Annotated in this window: 13 protein-coding genes; all 13 read left to right on the forward strand. The window is 39.1% G+C overall.

Annotated features, from left to right (window positions below; all coding sequences use genetic code 11):
* Nucleotides 1-34 precede the first annotated feature (34 nt).
* Entirely contained in the window at nucleotides 35-988 is a 954-nt protein-coding gene (locus GJS45_RS18375) for a glycosyltransferase family 2 protein (protein ID WP_162343331.1), read from the forward strand.
* Complete coding sequence (locus GJS45_RS18380; protein ID WP_162343332.1) at nucleotides 985-1,950, forward strand: glycosyltransferase family 2 protein; 966 nt, start codon at nucleotides 985-987, stop codon at nucleotides 1,948-1,950. The genes GJS45_RS18375 and GJS45_RS18380 overlap by 4 nt, the downstream gene beginning before the upstream one ends.
* A gap of 429 nt (nucleotides 1,951-2,379) precedes the next feature.
* Entirely contained in the window at nucleotides 2,380-3,552 is a 1,173-nt protein-coding gene (locus GJS45_RS18385; RefSeq protein ID WP_162343333.1) for a glycosyltransferase, read from the forward strand.
* An 11-nt stretch (nucleotides 3,553-3,563) separates the two neighbouring features.
* Nucleotides 3,564-4,754 carry a glycosyltransferase gene (locus tag GJS45_RS18390; protein ID WP_235954856.1) on the forward strand — a complete coding sequence of 397 codons (1,191 nt, stop codon included), beginning with the start codon at nucleotides 3,564-3,566 and terminating at the stop codon, nucleotides 4,752-4,754.
* A 65-nt stretch (nucleotides 4,755-4,819) separates the two neighbouring features.
* Nucleotides 4,820-5,401 (forward strand): putative colanic acid biosynthesis acetyltransferase, encoded by a 582-nt coding sequence (locus GJS45_RS18395; RefSeq protein WP_162343335.1) that lies wholly within the window; start codon nucleotides 4,820-4,822, stop codon nucleotides 5,399-5,401.
* A gap of 38 nt (nucleotides 5,402-5,439) precedes the next feature.
* Nucleotides 5,440-6,270, forward strand: a complete 831-nt coding sequence (locus tag GJS45_RS18400; RefSeq protein ID WP_162343336.1) for a glycosyltransferase family 2 protein — start codon at nucleotides 5,440-5,442, stop codon at nucleotides 6,268-6,270.
* A gap of 9 nt (nucleotides 6,271-6,279) precedes the next feature.
* Nucleotides 6,280-7,254 (forward strand): glycosyltransferase family 2 protein, encoded by a 975-nt coding sequence (locus GJS45_RS18405; RefSeq protein WP_162343337.1) that lies wholly within the window; start codon nucleotides 6,280-6,282, stop codon nucleotides 7,252-7,254.
* A 13-nt stretch (nucleotides 7,255-7,267) separates the two neighbouring features.
* Nucleotides 7,268-8,317: a glycosyltransferase family 2 protein gene (locus GJS45_RS18410; RefSeq protein WP_162343338.1), complete on the forward strand. Its 1,050-nt coding sequence runs from the start codon at nucleotides 7,268-7,270 to the stop codon at nucleotides 8,315-8,317.
* Nucleotides 8,307-9,167 carry an ABC transporter permease gene (locus GJS45_RS18415; protein WP_235954858.1) on the forward strand — a complete coding sequence of 287 codons (861 nt, stop codon included), beginning with the start codon at nucleotides 8,307-8,309 and terminating at the stop codon, nucleotides 9,165-9,167. The genes GJS45_RS18410 and GJS45_RS18415 overlap by 11 nt, the downstream gene beginning before the upstream one ends.
* 5 nt (nucleotides 9,168-9,172) lie before the next feature.
* Entirely contained in the window at nucleotides 9,173-10,444 is a 1,272-nt protein-coding gene (locus GJS45_RS18420) for an ABC transporter ATP-binding protein (RefSeq protein ID WP_162343339.1), read from the forward strand.
* Nucleotides 10,445-10,540: 96 nt separating this feature from the next.
* A complete protein-coding gene (locus tag GJS45_RS18425) occupies nucleotides 10,541-13,174 on the forward strand; it encodes a glycosyltransferase family 2 protein (protein ID WP_162343340.1) in 2,634 nt (877 codons plus the stop codon).
* Between the two features lie 96 nt (nucleotides 13,175-13,270).
* A complete protein-coding gene (locus GJS45_RS18430; RefSeq protein WP_162343341.1) occupies nucleotides 13,271-14,095 on the forward strand; it encodes a methyltransferase domain-containing protein in 825 nt (274 codons plus the stop codon).
* Nucleotides 14,096-14,390: 295 nt separating this feature from the next.
* A partial coding sequence (locus GJS45_RS18435) for a malectin domain-containing carbohydrate-binding protein (protein ID WP_162343342.1) occupies nucleotides 14,391-20,016 on the forward strand: 5,626 nt, incomplete at its 3' end.

Genomic DNA, 20,016 nt, shown 5'->3' on the forward strand with positions numbered 1-20,016 from the left:
AATTTCATCAAATATTTAAAAGAAGAAAAATACGATGGAAACACTAATTTCGGTTATTATGCCTGTATATAATCAGGAAAAGTTTCTTGATGAAACCATAGAAAGTGTAATTAACCAGGAATATAAAATTTTTGAATTTCTAATTTTAGACGATGGGTCCACAGATGGCTCACAAGATATTATAAAAAAATTTGCATTAAAAGATGAAAGAATAAAGCCTTTTTTTGAAACAAATAAGGGAAAATGTATATCTACAAATATTTTAGTGGAAAGAGCCAAAGGAGAATGGTGCGCATTTTTGGATGCTGATGATGTAATGTATCCTAATCGCCTCCATGATCAAATAGCCTTTCATAAAAACAATCCTGAAATTGATGCTTCAAGTTGTCACTGTGACTATATAAATGAAGAAGGGAAATTCTTGGGCCCTCAAAAATTTCGTTTTTTGAAAAATATAGAAGATTGCAAAAATATATTGAAAAAAAATGAAGTCGCAATAGCAGCGTTTACAGGATTAATGACTTCTCGCAGTTGCTATTTAAGGGCAGGGGGTCTCAGAAGCCAATTTTGGCCCAGTGAAGATGTGGAGTTCTTTAATCGATTGATTGAAAAAGGATTTATTATGGTGGTGATTCAACACGCCCTTATGAAATACCGGATTCATGCTTCCTCTATTACCTCAAAAAAAAGATGGCATACTTTCGTGAATGTTTATGGATATGTTCAACACTGTATTTATTTACGAAGGTCAAATCAGCCAGAAATTAAATTCGAGGAATTTTTGGCAATCAGGAAAAATGATACCCTGTGGGTAAAATTTATCAGATTGACGTCTTATTATTCAAAAATGTTTCATAGAGAAGCAGGATATTCATTCTATTCAAAAAATTATACAAAATTCTTTTTCCAGTTTTTGGTGTCGGTTATTTTAGATCCTCTATTCGTTTGGGCCACTTTACGCAATAAATTAAAAGTTAAGAGAAAATGAAAATGATTAAGCCTTTTTTATCAGTTATCTTACCAGTTTATAACCAAGAAAGATTTTTAGTTGAAACTATTGAAAGTGTTCTTTGTCAAACCTATGATAATTTTGAATTTTTAATTCTAGACGATGGCTCCACTGATAATTCCGCCAAAATCATACAATCATTTTCTATTAAGGACCCAAGGATTAAAGCTTATTATGAAAAAAATTCCGGTAAATGCAATTCAACAAACAAATTGGTTGAAAAGGCAAAAGGTAATTGGTTTGCTTTTTTAGATGCGGATGATCCCATGTTGCCTAAAAGGCTAGAAAAGCAAATGGACTTTCATAAGAAAAACCCACTTGTAAATGCAAGCAGTTGTCATTGTTTTTATATAAATGATAATGGGAAAAATATTGGACATCAACGCTACCCGTTTCTTAAAAGCATAGAGGATTGTGATAAGATGTTGAAAGACAATAAAATAATATTATGTGCATTTACTGGGTTATTGACTTCCAAGGAATGCTATCTGAATACAGGTGGGCTTAAACAAAAATACTGGCCATGTGAAGATGTGGAGTTCATTAATAGAATTATTGAAAAGGGGTTTAAATTAGTCATCATCCAGGACACGCTGATGAAATACCGTGTCCATTCCTCTTCAATAACCAATTCTAATTTAAGACATAGTTACGTAGACATGAACGGATTTGTCCATTATTGTATAAAATTAAGACGAAAAGGAAAAGAAGAAATAACGTTCAATGAGTTTATGAACATTAGAAATAAAGATTCGTCTTGGGTTAAATTCAACAGATCCAGAGCTTTTTATGCAAAAATGTTTCATAGGGAGGCTGGTTTCTCATTTTATACAAAAAATTATCCAATTTTTTTCTTAAAAATTATTGCTGCCTCCTTTTTGGATCCAAACTATGTATTGGCTACGTTAAAGAATAGATTAAAATTTTCAAAATTTTTATGAGATTTTGAGAATAATTTTTTCTGATTGGATATTGTTTCCTTTTCTGATAAAGATATTAAATTTCTTAAAAGGTATTAATATTTAAGCGTCGGACAGTACGTTGGGACAGATAACATCAGCCGCATCATCTCACTTTCCAGTTCACTCCTTAGGTGCTATAACATATTCTTCAATTTGTATAACTTTCTTGTGTTTTATCCCCTCATTACGAAGCCAAGGAACAAATCTGGTAAAAAATAGTTAAAGATTATTTACAAGAATGTTCTGTTTATTTTATGGTGTGGTACCATAAGAAAGTTTAAATAGATACTGTTAGTATTTTTACTAATCAGGTATTGGGTCCTTGGAGCAAGTATAATGCAAAACTACATTGAGTTCAGTATTACCTAGGTCTTTTCCAAATGGAATGGTTACGAATAGTTTTAAATTATGAAAATTATTTTTTTTGTACATCCTGATTTCCTGAATTCTCAAAGCATGCCTCGATTTGCAAATATGTTAATTGACGGAATGAGAAAAAGAGGACATTTTGTACAAGTGTGGAAGCCAAATCCTTTTTTTTATAAAATCTCCTTTCCGGCTAAATTTAAAAAATGGTTAGGATATATAGATCAGTATATTTTGTTCCCTATCCTCGTCAGGATCCGCATCTGGACTTTTCCAGGTAATGCGCTTTATGTATTTTGTGACCAGGCAATGGGCCCTTGGGTTCCACTGGTTAAAAATTTTCCTCATGTTATCCATTGTCATGATTTTCTTGCACAAAGGTCTGCCTTAAAGGAAATACCAGAAAATCCTATCAGTAGGACCGGAAAAATATACCAGGCATATATTAAAAAGGGATATAAAATAGGCAAAAATTTTATATCCGTATCAAAAAAGACACAAAGTGATTTGGGTAATTTTATGGAGGAAAAAATATTTATATCCAATATGGTTTATAATGGGTTGAACCCAATATTTAAACCAGGAAATAAATGCCAGGAAAGAATATTATTGTCAATACATTTAGGGATTGACCTTAACAATGGCTTTCTTCTTCATGTTGGTGGAAATCAATGGTATAAAAACAGAGCAGGGGTAATCGAATTATATAATTATTGGCGAGCTGAAAGCAGACATAAATTGCCTTTGCTAATGATTGGGCCCCAACCAAATTCTAATTTGATTAATAATTACTTAAAATCTAAATTTAAAGATGATATCCATTTTTTAACTGGAAAGAACGATTTCTTTGTCAGGCAAGCCTATATTGCTGCTAAGCTTTTTTTGTTCCCATCGCTTGATGAAGGTTTTGGTTGGCCGATTGCTGAAGCAATGGCCTCAGGTTGCCCAGTAGTTACTACCGGTGAGTTGCCAATGACTGAGGTAGGTGGAAGCGCAGCAAACTATATTTCTCGTATGCCTATTAATAAAGAGGTTTTTAAGACTTGGGCAAAAGAATCCGCTAAGACCATAGAAAACGTAGTCAACATGAATGATGAAGAACTTAAACACCAGGTGGAGATAGGGTTAAATAATGTCAAAAGGTTTGATTCGGATCTTTCTTTAAACAAAATTGAGAAGATTTATTATAAAATTCTTTCCACTTCCCAATCATGAGGTTCCTTCGTGTGATCGATAGCATGAATCCGGCGAGTGGAGGGCCATGCCAAGGCATAAGAAATTCAATTCCAGCGTTAATGGAAAGGGGTATATACACTGAGGTGGTCAGTTCAGATGCTCCTGATTGTGACTTTATAAAAAATGACTGTTTTTTGCTCCATGCCTTGGGACCAGCAAATAATCCATGGTCATATAATAAGGATCTAATCCCATGGCTCCTGAAGAATTATCACCGTTTTGATGTCATCATTGTCCATGGTTTGTGGTTATATCACGGATTTGCTGTCTCAAAATTTTATCAAAAAATTCGCAAAAATAAAACAAATCTTCCTAAGCTATTCGTCATGCCTCATGGCATGTTAGATCCCTATTTTCAGTTGGCATCAAATAGAAAATTAAAAGCTATTCGTAATTGGTTTTATTGGTATTTAATTGAAGCAAAATTAGTTAATCAATCCGACGGATTGCTTTTTACCTGCGAGCAAGAACTGCTTCTAGCACGAAAGACTTTTGCCCGCTATCATCCAAGGAATGAAATAAACGTTGGCTACGGAATAATTTCCCCTCCACCGTTCCTCCCAGAGATGAAAGCCGCATTTAATAATTTCTGTCCCAATTTAAAAAACAATAACTATATCCTATTTTTAAGCCGAATCCATGAGAAAAAAGGGGTCGATTTACTCATTATAGCCTATTCCAATTGGTTTAAGAAAAATAAAAAAAAAATAGGCAGGATTCCCCGATTAGTGGTTGCAGGACCAGGTATCAATTCAAAATACGGAAGTAAAATCAAGCGGTTGGTTAAAAAAAATCAGGTAGAATCACATATAGAATTTCCAGGCATGTTAGATGGAAATGCCAAATGGGGAGCTTTTTATGGAGCAGAAGCCTTTTTTTTACTTAGTCATCAGGAGAATTTTGGGATTGCCGTCGTGGAGGCATTAGCCTGCGGTAAGCCGGTGTTGATTTCCGACCAGGTAAATATTTGGAGGGAAATAAGCATGGGTGAAGGGGGTATAGTAGAAAAAGATACATTGGAAGGTGCAGAAAACTTATTTGAAAAGTGGGGAGGGTTAAGCCCCGATGAAAAAAACAAAATTTCTTTAAGTGCCAAAACGTTATACCAAAATCGCTATTCTATAGAAATTGCGGCAAAAAGATTTGTTCAAGGTGTTACTGGCAATTCTACCGATAATTAAATCCGCTTTCTTTTGTTATCTTCATTTTTAAACATAATTAATACCGAAACAAAAAATAAAATTTTATGAATACAATAACGGTTGATCTTTCCAAATACGATCATAGTTTTAGCCTGAAAAACAAATTGGGTCGATTGGTTTGGAATATAACCTATCTCCTTTTTTTTCGGCCTTTTACGTTTCGATTTTTTAACCCCTGGAGGATATTAATACTTAAGTCCTTTGGTGCCAAATTAAGTTGGAATGCCACAGTATACGCCAGTGTCCAGATTTGGGCACCGTGGAACCTTACCATGGGCGCCTATTCCAGTTTAGGGCCCTATGTGGATTGCTATAACCAGGGTAAAATTTCCATAGGATCAAATACTGCAATTTCTCAGAAATCGTATCTATGCGCGTCCAGCCATGACATCACCGATCCCAAGCACAACCTGATTTTAAAACCGATATTTATTGAGGATCAGGTTTGGGTGGCTGCTGACGCTTTTATCGGACCTGGAGTAAAACTAAGACAGGGATGTGTGGTAGGAGCCAGATCTTCTGTGTTTCAGGATGTAGCCCCGTGGACAGTTGTTCGTGGTAATCCATCTATACCCATTAAGAATCGTGCAATGAAAACCCATCACCCTACTACTCAAGCAATTTAAAAACAAATTTTTCATTCAGATTTTTATAATAAACAAAAATGAGTAGCACCATTGACCTTACCATTGCCATCCCTGTTAAAAATGAAGAAAAAAATCTTCCAGGCTGTTTGAAAGCAATTGGGAAGGATTTTGCGAAGCATGTAGTGGTAATTGATTCGGGAAGTACGGATAGGACTAGTCAAATAGCAAAAGAGGCAGATGTAGAAGTAATAGAGTTTAAATGGAACGGTAGGTATCCAAAAAAAAGAAATTGGTTTTTGGAACATCGTACACCTCAAACCAAGTGGATATTGTTTTTGGATGCAGACGAACATATCAATGAAAAATTTAAAATGGAAGTTCGAAAAAAACTCCCTAAAACAACTAACAGTGGGTTTCTGCTTGCTTACAATATTCATTTTATGGGTAAGAAGCTTAAAGGTGGGTACCCACTAAAAAAACTGGCCCTTTTTCAAGTGGGCCAGGGTAAATACGAAAGGATTATAGAGGAAAATTGGAGTAAATTTGACATGGAAATCCACGAACATCCAATTATTGAAGGAAAGATTGGGAAAATAAAAAGTAAAATAGATCATCTGGATTATCAAGGGGTTTCCCATTATGTCACCAAACACAATGTATATTCGGATTGGGAAGCAAGAAGGTTTTTAAGATTTAAAAAAGACAAATATGAGAATCCTTTGCTTGATTTTAACCAACGAATTAAGTACCGCTGTTTAAATTATTTTTGGTTTGCACCGTCCTATTTTTTAGGAAGTTTTTTTCTAATGGGTGGGTTTTTAGACGGGTATAGGGGAGTGGCATTTGCGATTTTAAAATCTGCTTACTTTTCTCAAATTTATTGTAAAATTAAGGAAATCGAAAAATAATTTCAGGGAATGTTAACAACTAAAATCTCAACTTTTTATATCAAACCGTTGCTTTCTATTGAGCTCCAGCCTCAAATTCAGATAAAAACTGTTTTACCCCACACTAAGGTAAGTGTAGTCATTCCAAACCTCAATAGAAAATCAGAACTGATCAGAGCGATTCAATCTGTCCTGAATCAAACTTACAAAGCCTTAGAAATTATCATTGTAGATGACGGTTCTGATTTTTCAAACAAAGAGTATCTGGAAGCAAATGGTTTTTGTGGTGATTTGATAAAAGTCTTCAGAAATCCGGTCAACAAGGGGCTTTCCTATTCAAGAAACCGAGGCATCTCCCTTGCAAAAGGAGATTTCATCGCTTTTTTGGATTCCGATGATTTTTGGGAACCGGAAAAAATTCAAAGGCAAGTGCAGCTATTTCAAAGTAATCCCTGTTTAGATATGGTATATTGTGACACCTATCTTTTGGTCAACAATAAGCGGGTTATCCGGGATACGATTTTTTACGATGCTGAAATTTGGTCACATTTGATGACTGGATGGAAACCGACCAATCCATCTACCTTAATGGTGAAAAAAAACAGTTTTTTAAAAATTGGTTATTTTGATGAAACGTTAAGACACCATGAGGATTTTGATTTTTGGCTGAGGGCAGCAGATAAATTGAAAATTGGTTACTGCACAGAAATTTTATCTAATTTCAGCTTTGATTCTGAGGACAGGCTTTCCAATGAATACAAATTAAAATTTGAAAGAACCCGTGTTTTTCTTGAAAAGTGGGCGGATAAAATAGTAGCTAAAAATGGAAGGATGGAATTTAAAAAATTCAAAGATGACCTGATTTCGAGAATGGCAGTGGAGACCTTTAACAGTGCGTTAAGATTTAGAAAATACCAAAATTTATTAGGAGTGTTTTTTAATTACCTTATTTTTGACAAAAGATTTTTACGGCTTTTAATGAGTAAGTTAAAAATTATTCAATAATTCAAATTAAACCTTGGAAAGGATTCCAATTTCACCACCCGTAATTTCTCCCCTCGATTCAGTACAATACCGGCCCGTATGGTCGGTAATGATTCCGGTCTATAATTGTTCTGATTATTTGGTAGAGAACCTGGAAAGTGTTTTGCGTCAGGATTTAGGAGAAGAGCTGATGCAAATAGAAGTGGTAGATGATGCCAGTACCGACGCGGATATTGAAAATATCGTCAGTGATTTAGGAAAAGGAAGAATTGGTTATTTCAGGCAAGCAGCAAATGTAGGTAGCTTGCGAAATTTCGAAACCTGCTTCAAAAGATCCAAAGGAAAATTTATCCATTTATTGCATGGTGACGATTTGGTAAAACCGGGCTTTTATGATAAGATAACAGCTCTTTTTAAAGATTACCCGGAAGCTGGTGCCGCATTCAGCAATTATGACTTTATCAATGAGTTTGGCGTGAAAACACATACCAACCAACCTGAAGCCGATCAGGAAGGAATTTTGTCCAATTGGTTAACCAAAATTGCTGGAAAGCAAAGGATCCAATATGCTGCCATGGTCGTCAAACGAGAGGTGTATGAAACACTAGGCGGTTTTTATGGCACCAGCTATGGGGAAGATTGGGAAATGTGGGTCCGGATTGCGAAATCCTATCCCGTAGCTTATTCACCAAAAGTATTGGCCCAGTACCGAACCCATCCTCAATCCATTTCCTGGAACCACTCTTCATTCTCCCAAATCCACTCGGATTTAATTTTTGTGTTGGATAAGATCAGAATTCATTTGCCTGAGCAAGACAGAAAAAAGGTGTTAAAAAAATCCAAATTCAATTCCGCCAAGAGCCTGTTGGGAATCGTCTATAGGAACCTTGAAAATCGACCGCCTTTTCCTTTCATTCAAGCTTATATGGGCAAAATAGTTTCCATGAGTATACATCCTTTTATACTGGCTCATTTGGTAAACATTTATTACAAAATGATCAAGGCCGACGCCTCCTATAAACTGCAATGTATGGGGCGAAAGCTTCCGGAAAAGATTAAAACTTATTTTTATTATGGACAATAAGGATAAGCAGAAAATGGCGGAATGGTCGATCACGGCCAGAACCCAGTGGTGGGGAAGGGATTGGAAAGAAATCTGGAATTATCAAAACCTCTTATTTGGGCTGGTACAAAGGGAGTTTTTATTGTACTATAAACAGACCCTTTTAGGGCCTATCTGGATGCTTTTGCAGCCTATCTTGACCCTGTTGATCTACTTGGCGGTCTTTGGAAAATTGGTGGGTATCTCCACTGGTACCATACCACCGATATTGTTTTACCTTTCTGGTATCATTTTATGGAATTTCTTCAGTGAGGGCTTTTCCGGCACCTCAAAAATTTTTCAGGACAACATACAGCTCTTCAGCAAAGTGTATTTTCCTCGGATCATTTTGCCCCTTTCTGTGTTATTCGTGCAAGGTTTGCGTTTTTTGATTCAGTTTACTTTTCTGATAATTTTAATTGGGGGATATGTACTTTTTAACGATCTAAGTATTAATTTCAATGCAGGCACCTTTTCTATTCCTGTAATTATTCTATTTACAGGTGTAATGGGATTGGCCTTTGGTATTTGTTGCTCCCTATTGACCGCTAAGTACCGGGATCTCGGCAATATTATTCCTACTGGAATACGATTATTGATGTTTCTTACTCCTGTTATCTATCCTGTATCCGGCACCCCGGAAAACCTCCGCTGGCTAGTCTTTTGGAATCCCCTAACGCCCTTGTTTGAAGCCTTTAAGTTTGCCCTATTGGGTGAAGGCACTTTTACCATGGTACAGCTTTCCTACAGTATGATTTGCGCGTTTGTTTTTCTGCTCATCGGCTTTGCATCCTTCAATAAGCATGGAGACAACCTTATTGATGTGGTATAATTAGTATGTCAGCTATTTTAAAGGTTGAAAACGTTTCGAAGGTATATCAACTAGGTCAGACCAATACCGGTACCCTTAAAAAAGACCTGCACCGGTGGTGGGCGGTGAATGTCCAAAAAAAGGAAGACCCTTTCGCAATAGAAAGTTACCCTAACAATACGCAAAGCGATACCTTATGGGCATTAAAAGATATTTCGTTCGAGGTCAATCAGGGAGATATTTTAGGCATCGTAGGCAGCAATGGCTCCGGCAAATCAACCTTGTTGAAAATTCTATCCCGAATTGTAAGGCCTACGTCAGGAACAGTTAGAGGTAAAGGAAAGGTAAACAGCCTGTTGGAAATCGGCACAGGTTTCAATTGGGACCTTACCGGGCGGGAGAATATCTTTATAAGCGGATATTTCCTGGGCATGAAGAAACAGGAAATACAACAGTGCTTTGATGAAATAGTGGCTTTCTCGGGGGTAGAGCGGTTTATTGATACTCCGGTCAAACATTATTCTTCGGGAATGTATATGCGACTGGCGTTTTCGGTAGCTGCCCACCTGGAACCTGACATCCTGATTGTCGACGAGGTGTTGGCGGTAGGCGATGCGGAATTTCAAACCAAATGCCTTAAAAAAATGGAAGAGGCTTCCCATCTTCAGGGTAGAACCATTTTATTTGTAAGTCACGATGCGCAGGTGGTTTCAAACCTATGCCATAAAGCCCTCTGGCTGGACAAGGGTGAAATCCGGGAAAACGGGGAAACGCAACGGGTAGTGGACTGTTACCTGGCCAGTTTAAAAGAAAAGGAGGTTGCTCAGGTTAGGCCAGAAAACGCAGAGTCAACCATTCAAGTTAAAAGTATGGCCGTAACAGCCCTGGGTAAATCACAAGACCAAGTCATCTTAGTACATGATCCCATTGAAATCCAAATAGAGCTATCTTGTTTTACCGAAGGATTTAATATCGAGGTCGGTCTCGCTTTAAATACCCAGGACGGCACATGCGTATTTGATTTGGGTTCTCCGACTATAAAAGCAGAAGTTGGGGAAATTTATTATACCATGCAAATCCCAGAGGATTTGCTAAATGCGCACAAATATACGATTTCTTTGATGATACATAAAAGCAATGCGCCTGCCATCTTAGAATTTAAAAATCTTACCACTTTTGAGATTCAGGATTTTAGGGAAAGGCTTTCTTATTTTGGATCAAGACAAGGTATCATTCGTCCCAGGGTTCAGGTTGAATTATTAGCAAAAATGAAAAGGACAAATAAAAATCCACTTTAAATATGATAGGGTATTAAACCTCCAGTCAAACTATCCCACTCTCATTAAAACAGTTATTTATCTATTGAATATACATTATCCAAACAGGCCCTCCCGATGATATATCCTGTCAAGGTATTGAAAATAGATTTAGCGTTGCCAATTTTGGACATTAAGGGCCTTGAGAATTATAAGGCAGTTCAATTACTGGTTACTTTTGAAAAGCAGCCAGTCGGGTACTGCACGCTGACCATCAAGAATAATGAGATAAGCCGAAAGTGTATCATCGCCAATATCCTAGAAAAGCATCAATTAAAGATCATACAATGTTTATTAAAAAAGGGTCTGGCATTCCCCCTTAGGCAAGGCGAGTTAAGTCTGGAAGGCCTACTAGCCTTAGAACCGGTTGAACCTGCTGTAAAGCTTCCTCTGGTAACGGTTGCGATATGTACAAAAGACAGGACAGAGCAACTGGATCGATGTCTGGAAGCCATGAGCCTACTGGATTATCCTGATTTAGATTTGTTGGTGGTTGACAATGCACCGAGTACAGATGCCACAGAGATTTTAATAAAAACAAAACATCCAAACTTTCGCTATATCAGAGAGCAAAATCCAGGCTTGAACTGGGCCCGCAACAGGGCCATTCTAGAGGCAAGAGGGGAAATTTTAGCTTTTACGGATGATGATGTTCTGGTGGATGCCAATTGGGTAAAATCCCTCGGGAGACTTTTTGCCCGTAATCCTGAAGTGGTGGCCCTAACCGGCTTGGTAGTTCCTGCGGAACTGGAAACCCAGCCTCAGGTAATGTTCGAAACTTACGGAGGATTTGGGAGAGGCTTTGAGAGAAAATGGCACAGGGTGAAAGGAAAGGTAGTACCCTGGCAGTTGCTAGGAACAGGGCAGTTTGGGACTGGGGCTAATATGGCATTCAGGAAATCCATATTTCAGGAGTTGGGACTATTCGATCCGGCACTGGATGCCGGCACCCTGACTAATGGTGGGGGAGACCTGGAAATGTTTTTTAGGGTTATCAAACATGGGTACACCTTAGTATATGAACCTGCAGCTATGGTGAGACATTGCCACCGAAAAACCGACCAGGAGTTGAAAACTCAGATTTCTAATAATAGCAAGGGATTGCTGGGATATATTTCCAGTTCTTTTCTAAAATACCCGGCACAACGTTTTGGTTTCTTCCGAATTTGGTTTTGGTACCTGTTCAATTGGTTACTTCGCCGTCTCCTGGTGAGCAAGATTAAAGCTGGAGGTATTCCATCCAGCTTGGTCAAAGCCGAAATAAGTGGCTGCTTTAGATTTGGATTATATAAGAAGGCAAGAAAGGTGGCGAAGCAATATGACTCCCAGTCAGGTGCGGAAAGGTTTCGGTTCTATGAAACTCCCAAAATACCAAACAAAAACACCAAAAAAGGTACCGCCGTCCGTATAATTGATCTTAGTGAGCCAATTAAGCCCTTAATCGATATTGAAGATTATCCGAAGACCAGGATTTTTTTTAAATGGGGAGAAAATTTTTTGGGTCATCTGGATGTAACGAACCACTATACCATCCTGGGTTCAGATCGCATTGCAGAATTGGTAGCCAAAGAATTCAAATTAAAATTGTTGCAGCCCTCCCTAAATTTAAGCCCATCAGAAATTTGGGGAAAAGCCACTGAGGTTCTCCTTCATCACTTTGACCTGGGCGAGGATGGAAAACGGCCAGTCGATTCTCCTCTATCACCTTCCACTGCTTCCGTAGTCATCGCTACTTTGGACCGGCCTACTGATCTGTATGAATGTTTGACCTCCTTGTGTCGTCAGGAAACATCGCACCGATTGGAGGTAGTCGTGGTGGATAACCAACCTGCTTCTGGGTTGACACCTCCGGTAGTGGCTCAGTTTCCGAATGTGATATTGGTCAATGAAGCAAGGAAAGGGTTGTCCTATGCAAGGAATGCAGGAATTTTTGCAAGCACCGGGGAATTTATTCTTACCACCGATGATGATGTAATTTTGCCTGAACACTGGGTTGAAGATCTATTGAAACCTTTTGTCCGGGGGGATGTAATGGCTGTGACCGGCAATGTACTTCCACATTCCTTAGAAAACGATGCCCAGCTCCACTTTGAGTTGTACGGAGGATTGGGCAAGGGATATGTGCAAAAAGAATATGACACCCATTGGTTTGGTAGCTTCCGAAATCAGGCCGTCCCAACATGGGATATTGGTGCTTGCGCAAATGCAGCGTTTCGAAGGGAGGTTTTTAAAAATAAAAATATCCGAATGCTAGAAGAGGTGCTTGGCCCGGGAATGCCATCTGGGGTAGGAGAAGACACTTACCTTTTTTACAGGATTTTGAAGGAAGGCGCTTCCATAATATATAACCCCAAGGCATATGTTTGGCACAAGCACAGAAAGACCAATAAGGCATTACGGAGACAACTTTATAATTACAGTAAAGGTCACGTTTCTTATCACTTAGTGACCGCAATTAAAGATAAGGATTGGAGGGGATTGCCCCGAATTTTATATACACTACCGAAACACCATTTGGCCCAAATTATCCGAAGGGCAATTGGTCGAAGCGACTACCCAATTGTATTGATTTTAATTGAAATAGTTGGAAACACGGTTGGTCCTCTGGCATTATTATTTTCTTGGTTAAAAGTAAAGCATTTGGGGAAAAGCGAACCATATGAAATGATAACTTCTGAATCGAACCTGGATAAAGTTCCAGATTTAAATTAAGAATATGGTTTAGTAACAATAAACTAGTTTACAATAAGTTGGAGGAATTAAATTAAGATGGTAAAATCAATAAATAGTATATAAAAAAGCCTTAGATTGATTATAAAAGAAAAAATATTTGTTCACCAGGAAGAGGTTTACAATACAGGGTCTGCAGAAATAATTGTTCCGATATTATCATCACTATTTAAAACTTCTTCGGTACTTGACATTGGTTGTGGTTTGGGTACCTGGCTAAAAATATTTCAAGAATCAGGCGTTAAAGATGTTCTTGGAATTGAAAGCGCCTATATGGACATGGAAAAATTAGTAATTTCAAAAAACAAGGTAATCATACATGATTTACAAAAACCCTTAAATCTCAAAAGAAAATTTGATTTGGTAGTTTGTTTGGAAGTAGCGGAGCATTTACCCGAAAGTGCGGCAGATATTTTTATTAGATCCATTACAAGCCATGGTAACATTATTTTATTCTCATCTGCCATCCCTAATCAGGGAGGCCAAAATCATATCAACGAGCAATGGCCGGGTTACTGGCAAAAAAAATTTAAAGCCCTCGGGTATGTGTATTACGATATGATTCGTCCATACATCTGGGAAAATGAAAAGGTTGACTTATGGTATAAGCAAAATATATTTCTAGTTATACACGAGTCTATGAATTTCGACCATCCAAAGTACCTTGGAAACGATCCAATCCATCCAAAATACTGGAATTATAGAATTAATAATTTAGAAGAAGAAATAAAAAAATGTAAAAATGAAATAGACCATTTAAATGATTCATTATGGTGGTTGGAAGAACATTTAAATCATTGGAGAAATGGAAATATGGGTATAAGAATTTATTTATTCCAATTAGGAAAGGCGATCCTCAATAAGATACGGAAAACGCTTTTTTTTAGCTGGGTCTTACTTTAAAACCGGCTGAAACCTCATTCGAGGGATGCTGACAATGATCCAATCCTGGTACTGTTCGCATCCCAGTCGTAATTTCCTGCCTGGTGCCGACTTATAAAGTAATTGGATCCGGTTATTGGCATGAAATTTACCGATAAATCAACTATATTTTTTAAACCTAAAAAAACGAATTTAAAATACATAAAAAGTTTTTTTGTTTTTATATTTTCTTTATATTTATCACTGTATTTGACTTAAAATCAATGGCCTACCAACCTGATCAGCTATCTATGTAAAAATTTTACCTCCTTGGAAAGTGAAAACTAAAAACAATCTATTCTCGAATTTTTACACTATTTTATCCTCTTTGTTATTCGGATTAGTAGTGGTAACGCAATCCCAAGGTCAAAATATCAGTTTTGACCAATCTGCTTTGGATTTTAAGAATTTCCCAGCCGTAAACCAGGGGACTTCCTTAAAATTCGGACCTGATGGCAGGTTATATGCGGCTCAATTAAATGGGATCATAAAGATTTTAACCATTAATCAAACGGGGCTTAATAAGTACGAAGTAATCGGAGAAGAGGTCCTGGATGGTGTGAAGCAAATCCCCAACCATGATGACAATGGGAAAGCAGCCTTTGACAATAGGAATAACCGGCAAATTACCGGTATCACCGTAGAAGGCACAGCTACCAACCCCGTTATTTATGCCAGTTCCAGCGACCCAAAATGGGGCGGCCCAAGTGGAGATAAGGTCCTCGATACCAATTCCGGGGTAATCACCAGATTGACATGGACAGGCACGGAATGGGAAGTCATAGACTTGGTCAGGGGACTTCCCCGATCAGAAGAAAATCACTCTACCAACGGATTGGAATTTACCATGATCAATGGGAAGCCTTACCTTTTGGTTACCAGCGGCGGCTTCACCAATGCCGGTGCGCCGTCTAAAAACTTTGCTTATATATCAGAATATGCCCTTTCTGCTGCGATTTTAAGCGTTGATCTTGACGCTATTGAGGCAATCCCTACAGCAATTGATCCGGTCACTGATCGAATGTTTAAATACGATATACCCACCTTAGACGATCCTTCCAGGCCTAATAAAAATTTTGTTTATGACCCCAACCATCCCAGTTATGATGGCATAGATATAAACGACCCATTTGGTGGAAATGATGGATTGAATATGGGCATGTTGGTAGAGGGAGGTCCCGTACAGATTTTTTCTGCAGGGTACCGCAATTCGTATGACCTGGTAGTGACTGAAAATAATGGCCTATATGTCACGGATAATGGTGCCAATACCAATTGGGGGGGATTACCAGAACATGAGGGAAATGCTGAAATGGTAAGCAACCGGTACCTGCCTGATGAGCCGGGAGGCAGTTCCCTGACACCAAGTGCGTCCGGAGAGTATGTGGATAATCAGGATCAATTGATATTGATCACCTCAGATTTAAACACCTATACATTCGGGTCATTTTATGGGGGCCATCCTACGCCTGTAAGAGCTAATCCCGGTCAACCCTATCAACCGGGAGCCATTTTTCCTTTCAATCCCGGGGGAGCAGGCCTCTACACCAAGTTTATTGGGGATGATAGTAACTGGTCCAATATAACTCCTGACTTTTCACCCACGGATCACTTTAGAACACAAATTTTACAGCCCATAGCCCCGGGAACGGAAGGCTTCGAAGAATATGCCTCCAATAGCCTACCTGTGAATTGGCCTCCCGTGCCATTATCTTTGGCTAATGGCGCAGAAGCCGACTTTATAGCACCCACTTTATATAACCCAAATGGACCACAGCCCAGTGTAGTCGCTATTCTTCCAATCAATAGTAACGGTATAGATGAATACAAGGCATCGAATTTTGGAGGTGCCATTAAAGGGTCACTGATAGCAGGAAAAAGCGGTGGAACCCTTCATTTGGTAAACTTAAATCCCGATGGTTCCCTTGAAAGTATGGAAACCAATAAATGGAATCTCAATGGAGGAAATGCACTGGGTATCTCCTGCAATGGAGACAATGATATTTTTCCGGGAACCATTTGGGTGGCCACTTTCGATGGCCGTATCATGGTATTGACACCAACTGATAATTTGTCTTGTTTATCACCGGAAGATCCAAACTTTGATCCTTCGGCAGATTATGATTTTGATGGGTATTCGAATCAAGATGAATTGGACAACGGTACCGATTATTGTTCAGGAGCTTCCATTCCCAATGACTATGACAATGACTTTATTTCCGATTTGAATGATTTGGATGATGATGGAGATGGTATATTGGATGAGAATGATCCTTTTCAATTAGGTTACCCCATGAATTTGCCCGTAGATAACCAATTGTTTACCATTCAACAAGACAACCTGGGCAGGGAAAGCGGATATTTGGGCTTGGGATTAACGGGATTGATGAATAATGGCGCCCCTAACCCCAACTGGCTCGATTGGCTCGATAAACCAGAGGAAAGACCCGGGCCTGCAGATATCTATGGCGGTGCAGCAGGTGCCATTCAGGTGTCCATGACAGGAGGAACCGCCAACGGGGCTATCAATAACCAGGAAAAGGGATTCCAGTTTGGGGTCAATGTAGGGTTGGAATCAGGAAAGTTTACCATATCCTCCGGATTATTAGGCTTATCTGCCCCAGGCTCTCTGTATGATTTTGATGGCCTTGGAGAAGTGGGTATTCAAATCGGAGATGGTACACAAAGTAATTTTATTAAATTGGTGTTTACGGAAACCCACCTGGTTGCTGCCCAGGAAATAGAGGACGTTCCAGACGCCAGCCCAATCATGTATGCTATTCCCATAGAAAACAGACCCCTTTCCGATGAATTGGTGGAAATTGGTTTTGATGTGGAGCCATTAGATGGATCAGTCATTCCCTTTTACAAATTTGGAAATGCAGATAAAGTATCCATCGGTATGATTCAAACGACCGGTTTAATCAAAGAAGCCATTCAAAATTCCACGGTTCCTTTGGCTATCGGAATATTTGGCACTTCCAATGATTGGGCCAAGGATTTTATAGCTGTGTGGGACTATTTTGAGGTAGTCAGTGAAAGACCTTATATCACCAAGGTTTTAGGCGACCTGGAAAAAATTGTCAATGATCCAGATGAAATTATTGACCTTAATCAGCACTTTGATGACAACAAAGGGGTGGAAAATTTGACTTATCAGATACTACATAATTCCAACCCGGTATTTGATGCAGTAATTACCGGCAATTTCTTGACACTGGGTTTTCCAAATGAAGTAAATTCCTCTGAATTAACGATCAGGGCCACCGATCAGGACGGATTTTACGTGGACCAATCCTTTACGGTCAGCACCAAATTGGATGAGCAGGTCATCTTAAGAATAAATGCTGGAGGGGGAATTCTTGCCGATGAATCTACTAACACCGATTGGAAATCCAATAATATAGCCGGGGCTACTAGTAATGAATTTTTCAGTGTCAATACCGGTAAAATCAGCAACAACACATTCGATCCCATTAATAGGCACTCCTCCATTCCATCGTACATCAGCGACCAGCTCTATGCCCAGATTTTTAGTACAGAAAGGTATAGTGGCCTTCAATCGATGCAATATCAAATACCCATAGAAAATGGTGATTATCTGGTTAAGCTATACATGGGCAACGGATATGACGGAACCTCCCAACCTGGCCAAAGGGTGTTTGATATTTTGGTTGAAGGTCAAACTGTCATCAGTCAATTGGATTTAGCTGCAAAATTTGGACATAAAGTGGGAGGAATGGAACAGATTCCAGTTTCCGTCACAGACGGCGAATTGAATATTGATTTTCAAAAATCCATTGAAAACCCGTTAATCAATGGTATTGAAATCATCCGTTTATTTGGCTTGATCGAGCATACCCCTATTTTGTTTACTCCACTTGAGAATCGAATCAATTTACCGGGGGATGAATTGGATGGAAGTTTGTTTATTGAGGCCTCAGGGGGAGATGGTAACCTTAGTTTTAGTGCCCAAGGTTTGCCTCCGGGAATTGTAATCGAACCAACAAATGGTACGTTGTATGGAACTATTGCCGAAGATGCTTATGCAAATAGTCCGTATTTGGTTACCATTACCCTGGATGATGAAGATGGGACCGATTCAGACGCCCTATCCTTTGATTTTACCTGGACCGTTTCTCCTCCGCTTACCCTGCAGACCTGGCAGGTAAAAAACGAGTCTCAGGATTATACCGGAAGGCATGAAAACTCATTTGTGCAAGCCGGGGATAAATTTTATTTATTGGGGGGAAGAGAAGAACCCAAAAAGGTGGACGTTTATGATTATCAGACCGATACCTGGCAGGCTTTACAAAACAGCAGTCCTTTTGATTTTAACCATTTTCAGGCAGTCGAATATGAGGGTCTAATTTGGGTCATCGGAGCTTTTAAAGACAATAACTTCCCAGTCGAATCTCCTACAGATCATATTTGGGCTTTTGATCCTGTACGCCAGGAATGGATTCAAGGACCTGAAATACCTCAGGACAGGAAAAGAGGATCTGCTGGTGTAGTTTTGTATAACAATAAATTTTACATCGTAAACGGAAATAAAAAGGGGCATGATGGAGAATATGTGAATTTGTTTGATGAATATGATCCACTCACCGGAACCTGGACTGTCCTGGAGAATTCACCCAGGGCGAGGGATCATTTTTTCTCTACAGTTGTAGCAAATAAAATGTATGTGGTCTCCGGAAGACAATCAGGTGGTGATGGGGGTGTTTTCGGACCGGTTATTCCTGAAGTGGATGTATATAATTTTACTACCCATACCTGGTCTACTTTGCCAGTGAATCAAAATATCCCTACCCCAAGGGCAGCGGCAACGGTAAATAATTATTTGAACAAAATCATTGTGGCCGGGGGGGAAGTGCCGGACAATTCCACAGCACTTGCCATCACTGAAATGTATGATCCTCAAAAAGAAGAATGGGTATCGCTTAAACCCATGAATTTCCAAAGGCATGGCACTCAAGGTATCGTTTCCGGAAAGGGGCTGTATGTACTGGGAGGATCCCCCACCCGTGGTGGGGGAAATCAAAAAAACATGGAAGTTTTTGGTTTTGATGAACCAAAAGGCTCCCCTCTTTTAGCCAGTGAAATCACTACAGTGGATACCCTGTTTCTAAAATCTGGTATCAGTGAAAATTTGACGTTAAATGTGGAGAATGGAAATACCGGAATTTTTATTAGATCAATAAAAATTGTTGGAATCAACACTACTGATTTTGTCATTCATTCAGGTGTCCTTACCAACTCCCTTCTTAGGGCTAATTCCCAACATGAATTAACCATTTCATACAATGGAACAGAAGAACTCATCGAGGCTGATTTGGTGATTGAATTTGGTCATTCAAGTACCAAAACCATCCCCATCAAGGCAGGAACCATTGACCATTATAATCCGATCACAGTAGCTAATCCAATACCAGATCAAAGTGCTCAGGTAAACCTGGCATTTAATTTTACATTTGCAGAAAACACCTTTTATCACTCAGAAGCGGGCGGACTAAATTATACTGCCAGCCTTTCTGATGGAAACCCGCTGCCGACCTGGTTAGAATTTGATGGAACTTCACGCACATTTAGCGGAATTCCTACTATCTCAAGTATTGGAACAATTTCTATAAGGGTGACGGCTACCGACGGGACCTATAATCGGAGTGATGAGTTCGTCCTTACAGTGGAAGGAGAAAATTTCACAGGCCTGTCAGGGATTAATTCGGGAGGTCCCCAATTCACCTCCGGTGCCGGTTTTGTGTATGATGCCGATAATTCTTTTGTGGGCGGCTCCACCTATACCAATAACAACATAGCAGACATATCGGGTACCACCGACGATACCATGTACCGATCAGAGCGTCATGGTGGAGGGGCAAGTTTTAGCTACAATGTGGCCC

The organism is Cyclobacterium salsum (assembly GCF_010119245.1).
Lineage (GTDB): Bacteria > Bacteroidota > Bacteroidia > Cytophagales > Cyclobacteriaceae > Cyclobacterium > Cyclobacterium salsum.

What these genes read in the sequence shown, in the direction of transcription:
- GJS45_RS18420 (WP_162343339.1), top strand. Translation starts at nt 9,173, where the DNA reads ATGTCAGCTATTTTAAAGGTTGAAAACGTTTCGAAGGTATATCAACTA.
- GJS45_RS18385 (WP_162343333.1), top strand. Translation starts at nt 2,380, where the DNA reads ATGAAAATTATTTTTTTTGTACATCCTGATTTCCTGAATTCTCAAAGC.
- GJS45_RS18395 (WP_162343335.1), top strand. Translation starts at nt 4,820, where the DNA reads ATGAATACAATAACGGTTGATCTTTCCAAATACGATCATAGTTTTAGC.
- GJS45_RS18380 (WP_162343332.1), top strand. Translation starts at nt 985, where the DNA reads ATGAAAATGATTAAGCCTTTTTTATCAGTTATCTTACCAGTTTATAAC.
- GJS45_RS18415 (WP_235954858.1), top strand. Translation starts at nt 8,307, where the DNA reads ATGGACAATAAGGATAAGCAGAAAATGGCGGAATGGTCGATCACGGCC.
- GJS45_RS18400 (WP_162343336.1), top strand. Translation starts at nt 5,440, where the DNA reads ATGAGTAGCACCATTGACCTTACCATTGCCATCCCTGTTAAAAATGAA.
- GJS45_RS18425 (WP_162343340.1), top strand. Translation starts at nt 10,541, where the DNA reads ATGATATATCCTGTCAAGGTATTGAAAATAGATTTAGCGTTGCCAATT.
- GJS45_RS18375 (WP_162343331.1), top strand. Translation starts at nt 35, where the DNA reads ATGGAAACACTAATTTCGGTTATTATGCCTGTATATAATCAGGAAAAG.
- GJS45_RS18405 (WP_162343337.1), top strand. Translation starts at nt 6,280, where the DNA reads ATGTTAACAACTAAAATCTCAACTTTTTATATCAAACCGTTGCTTTCT.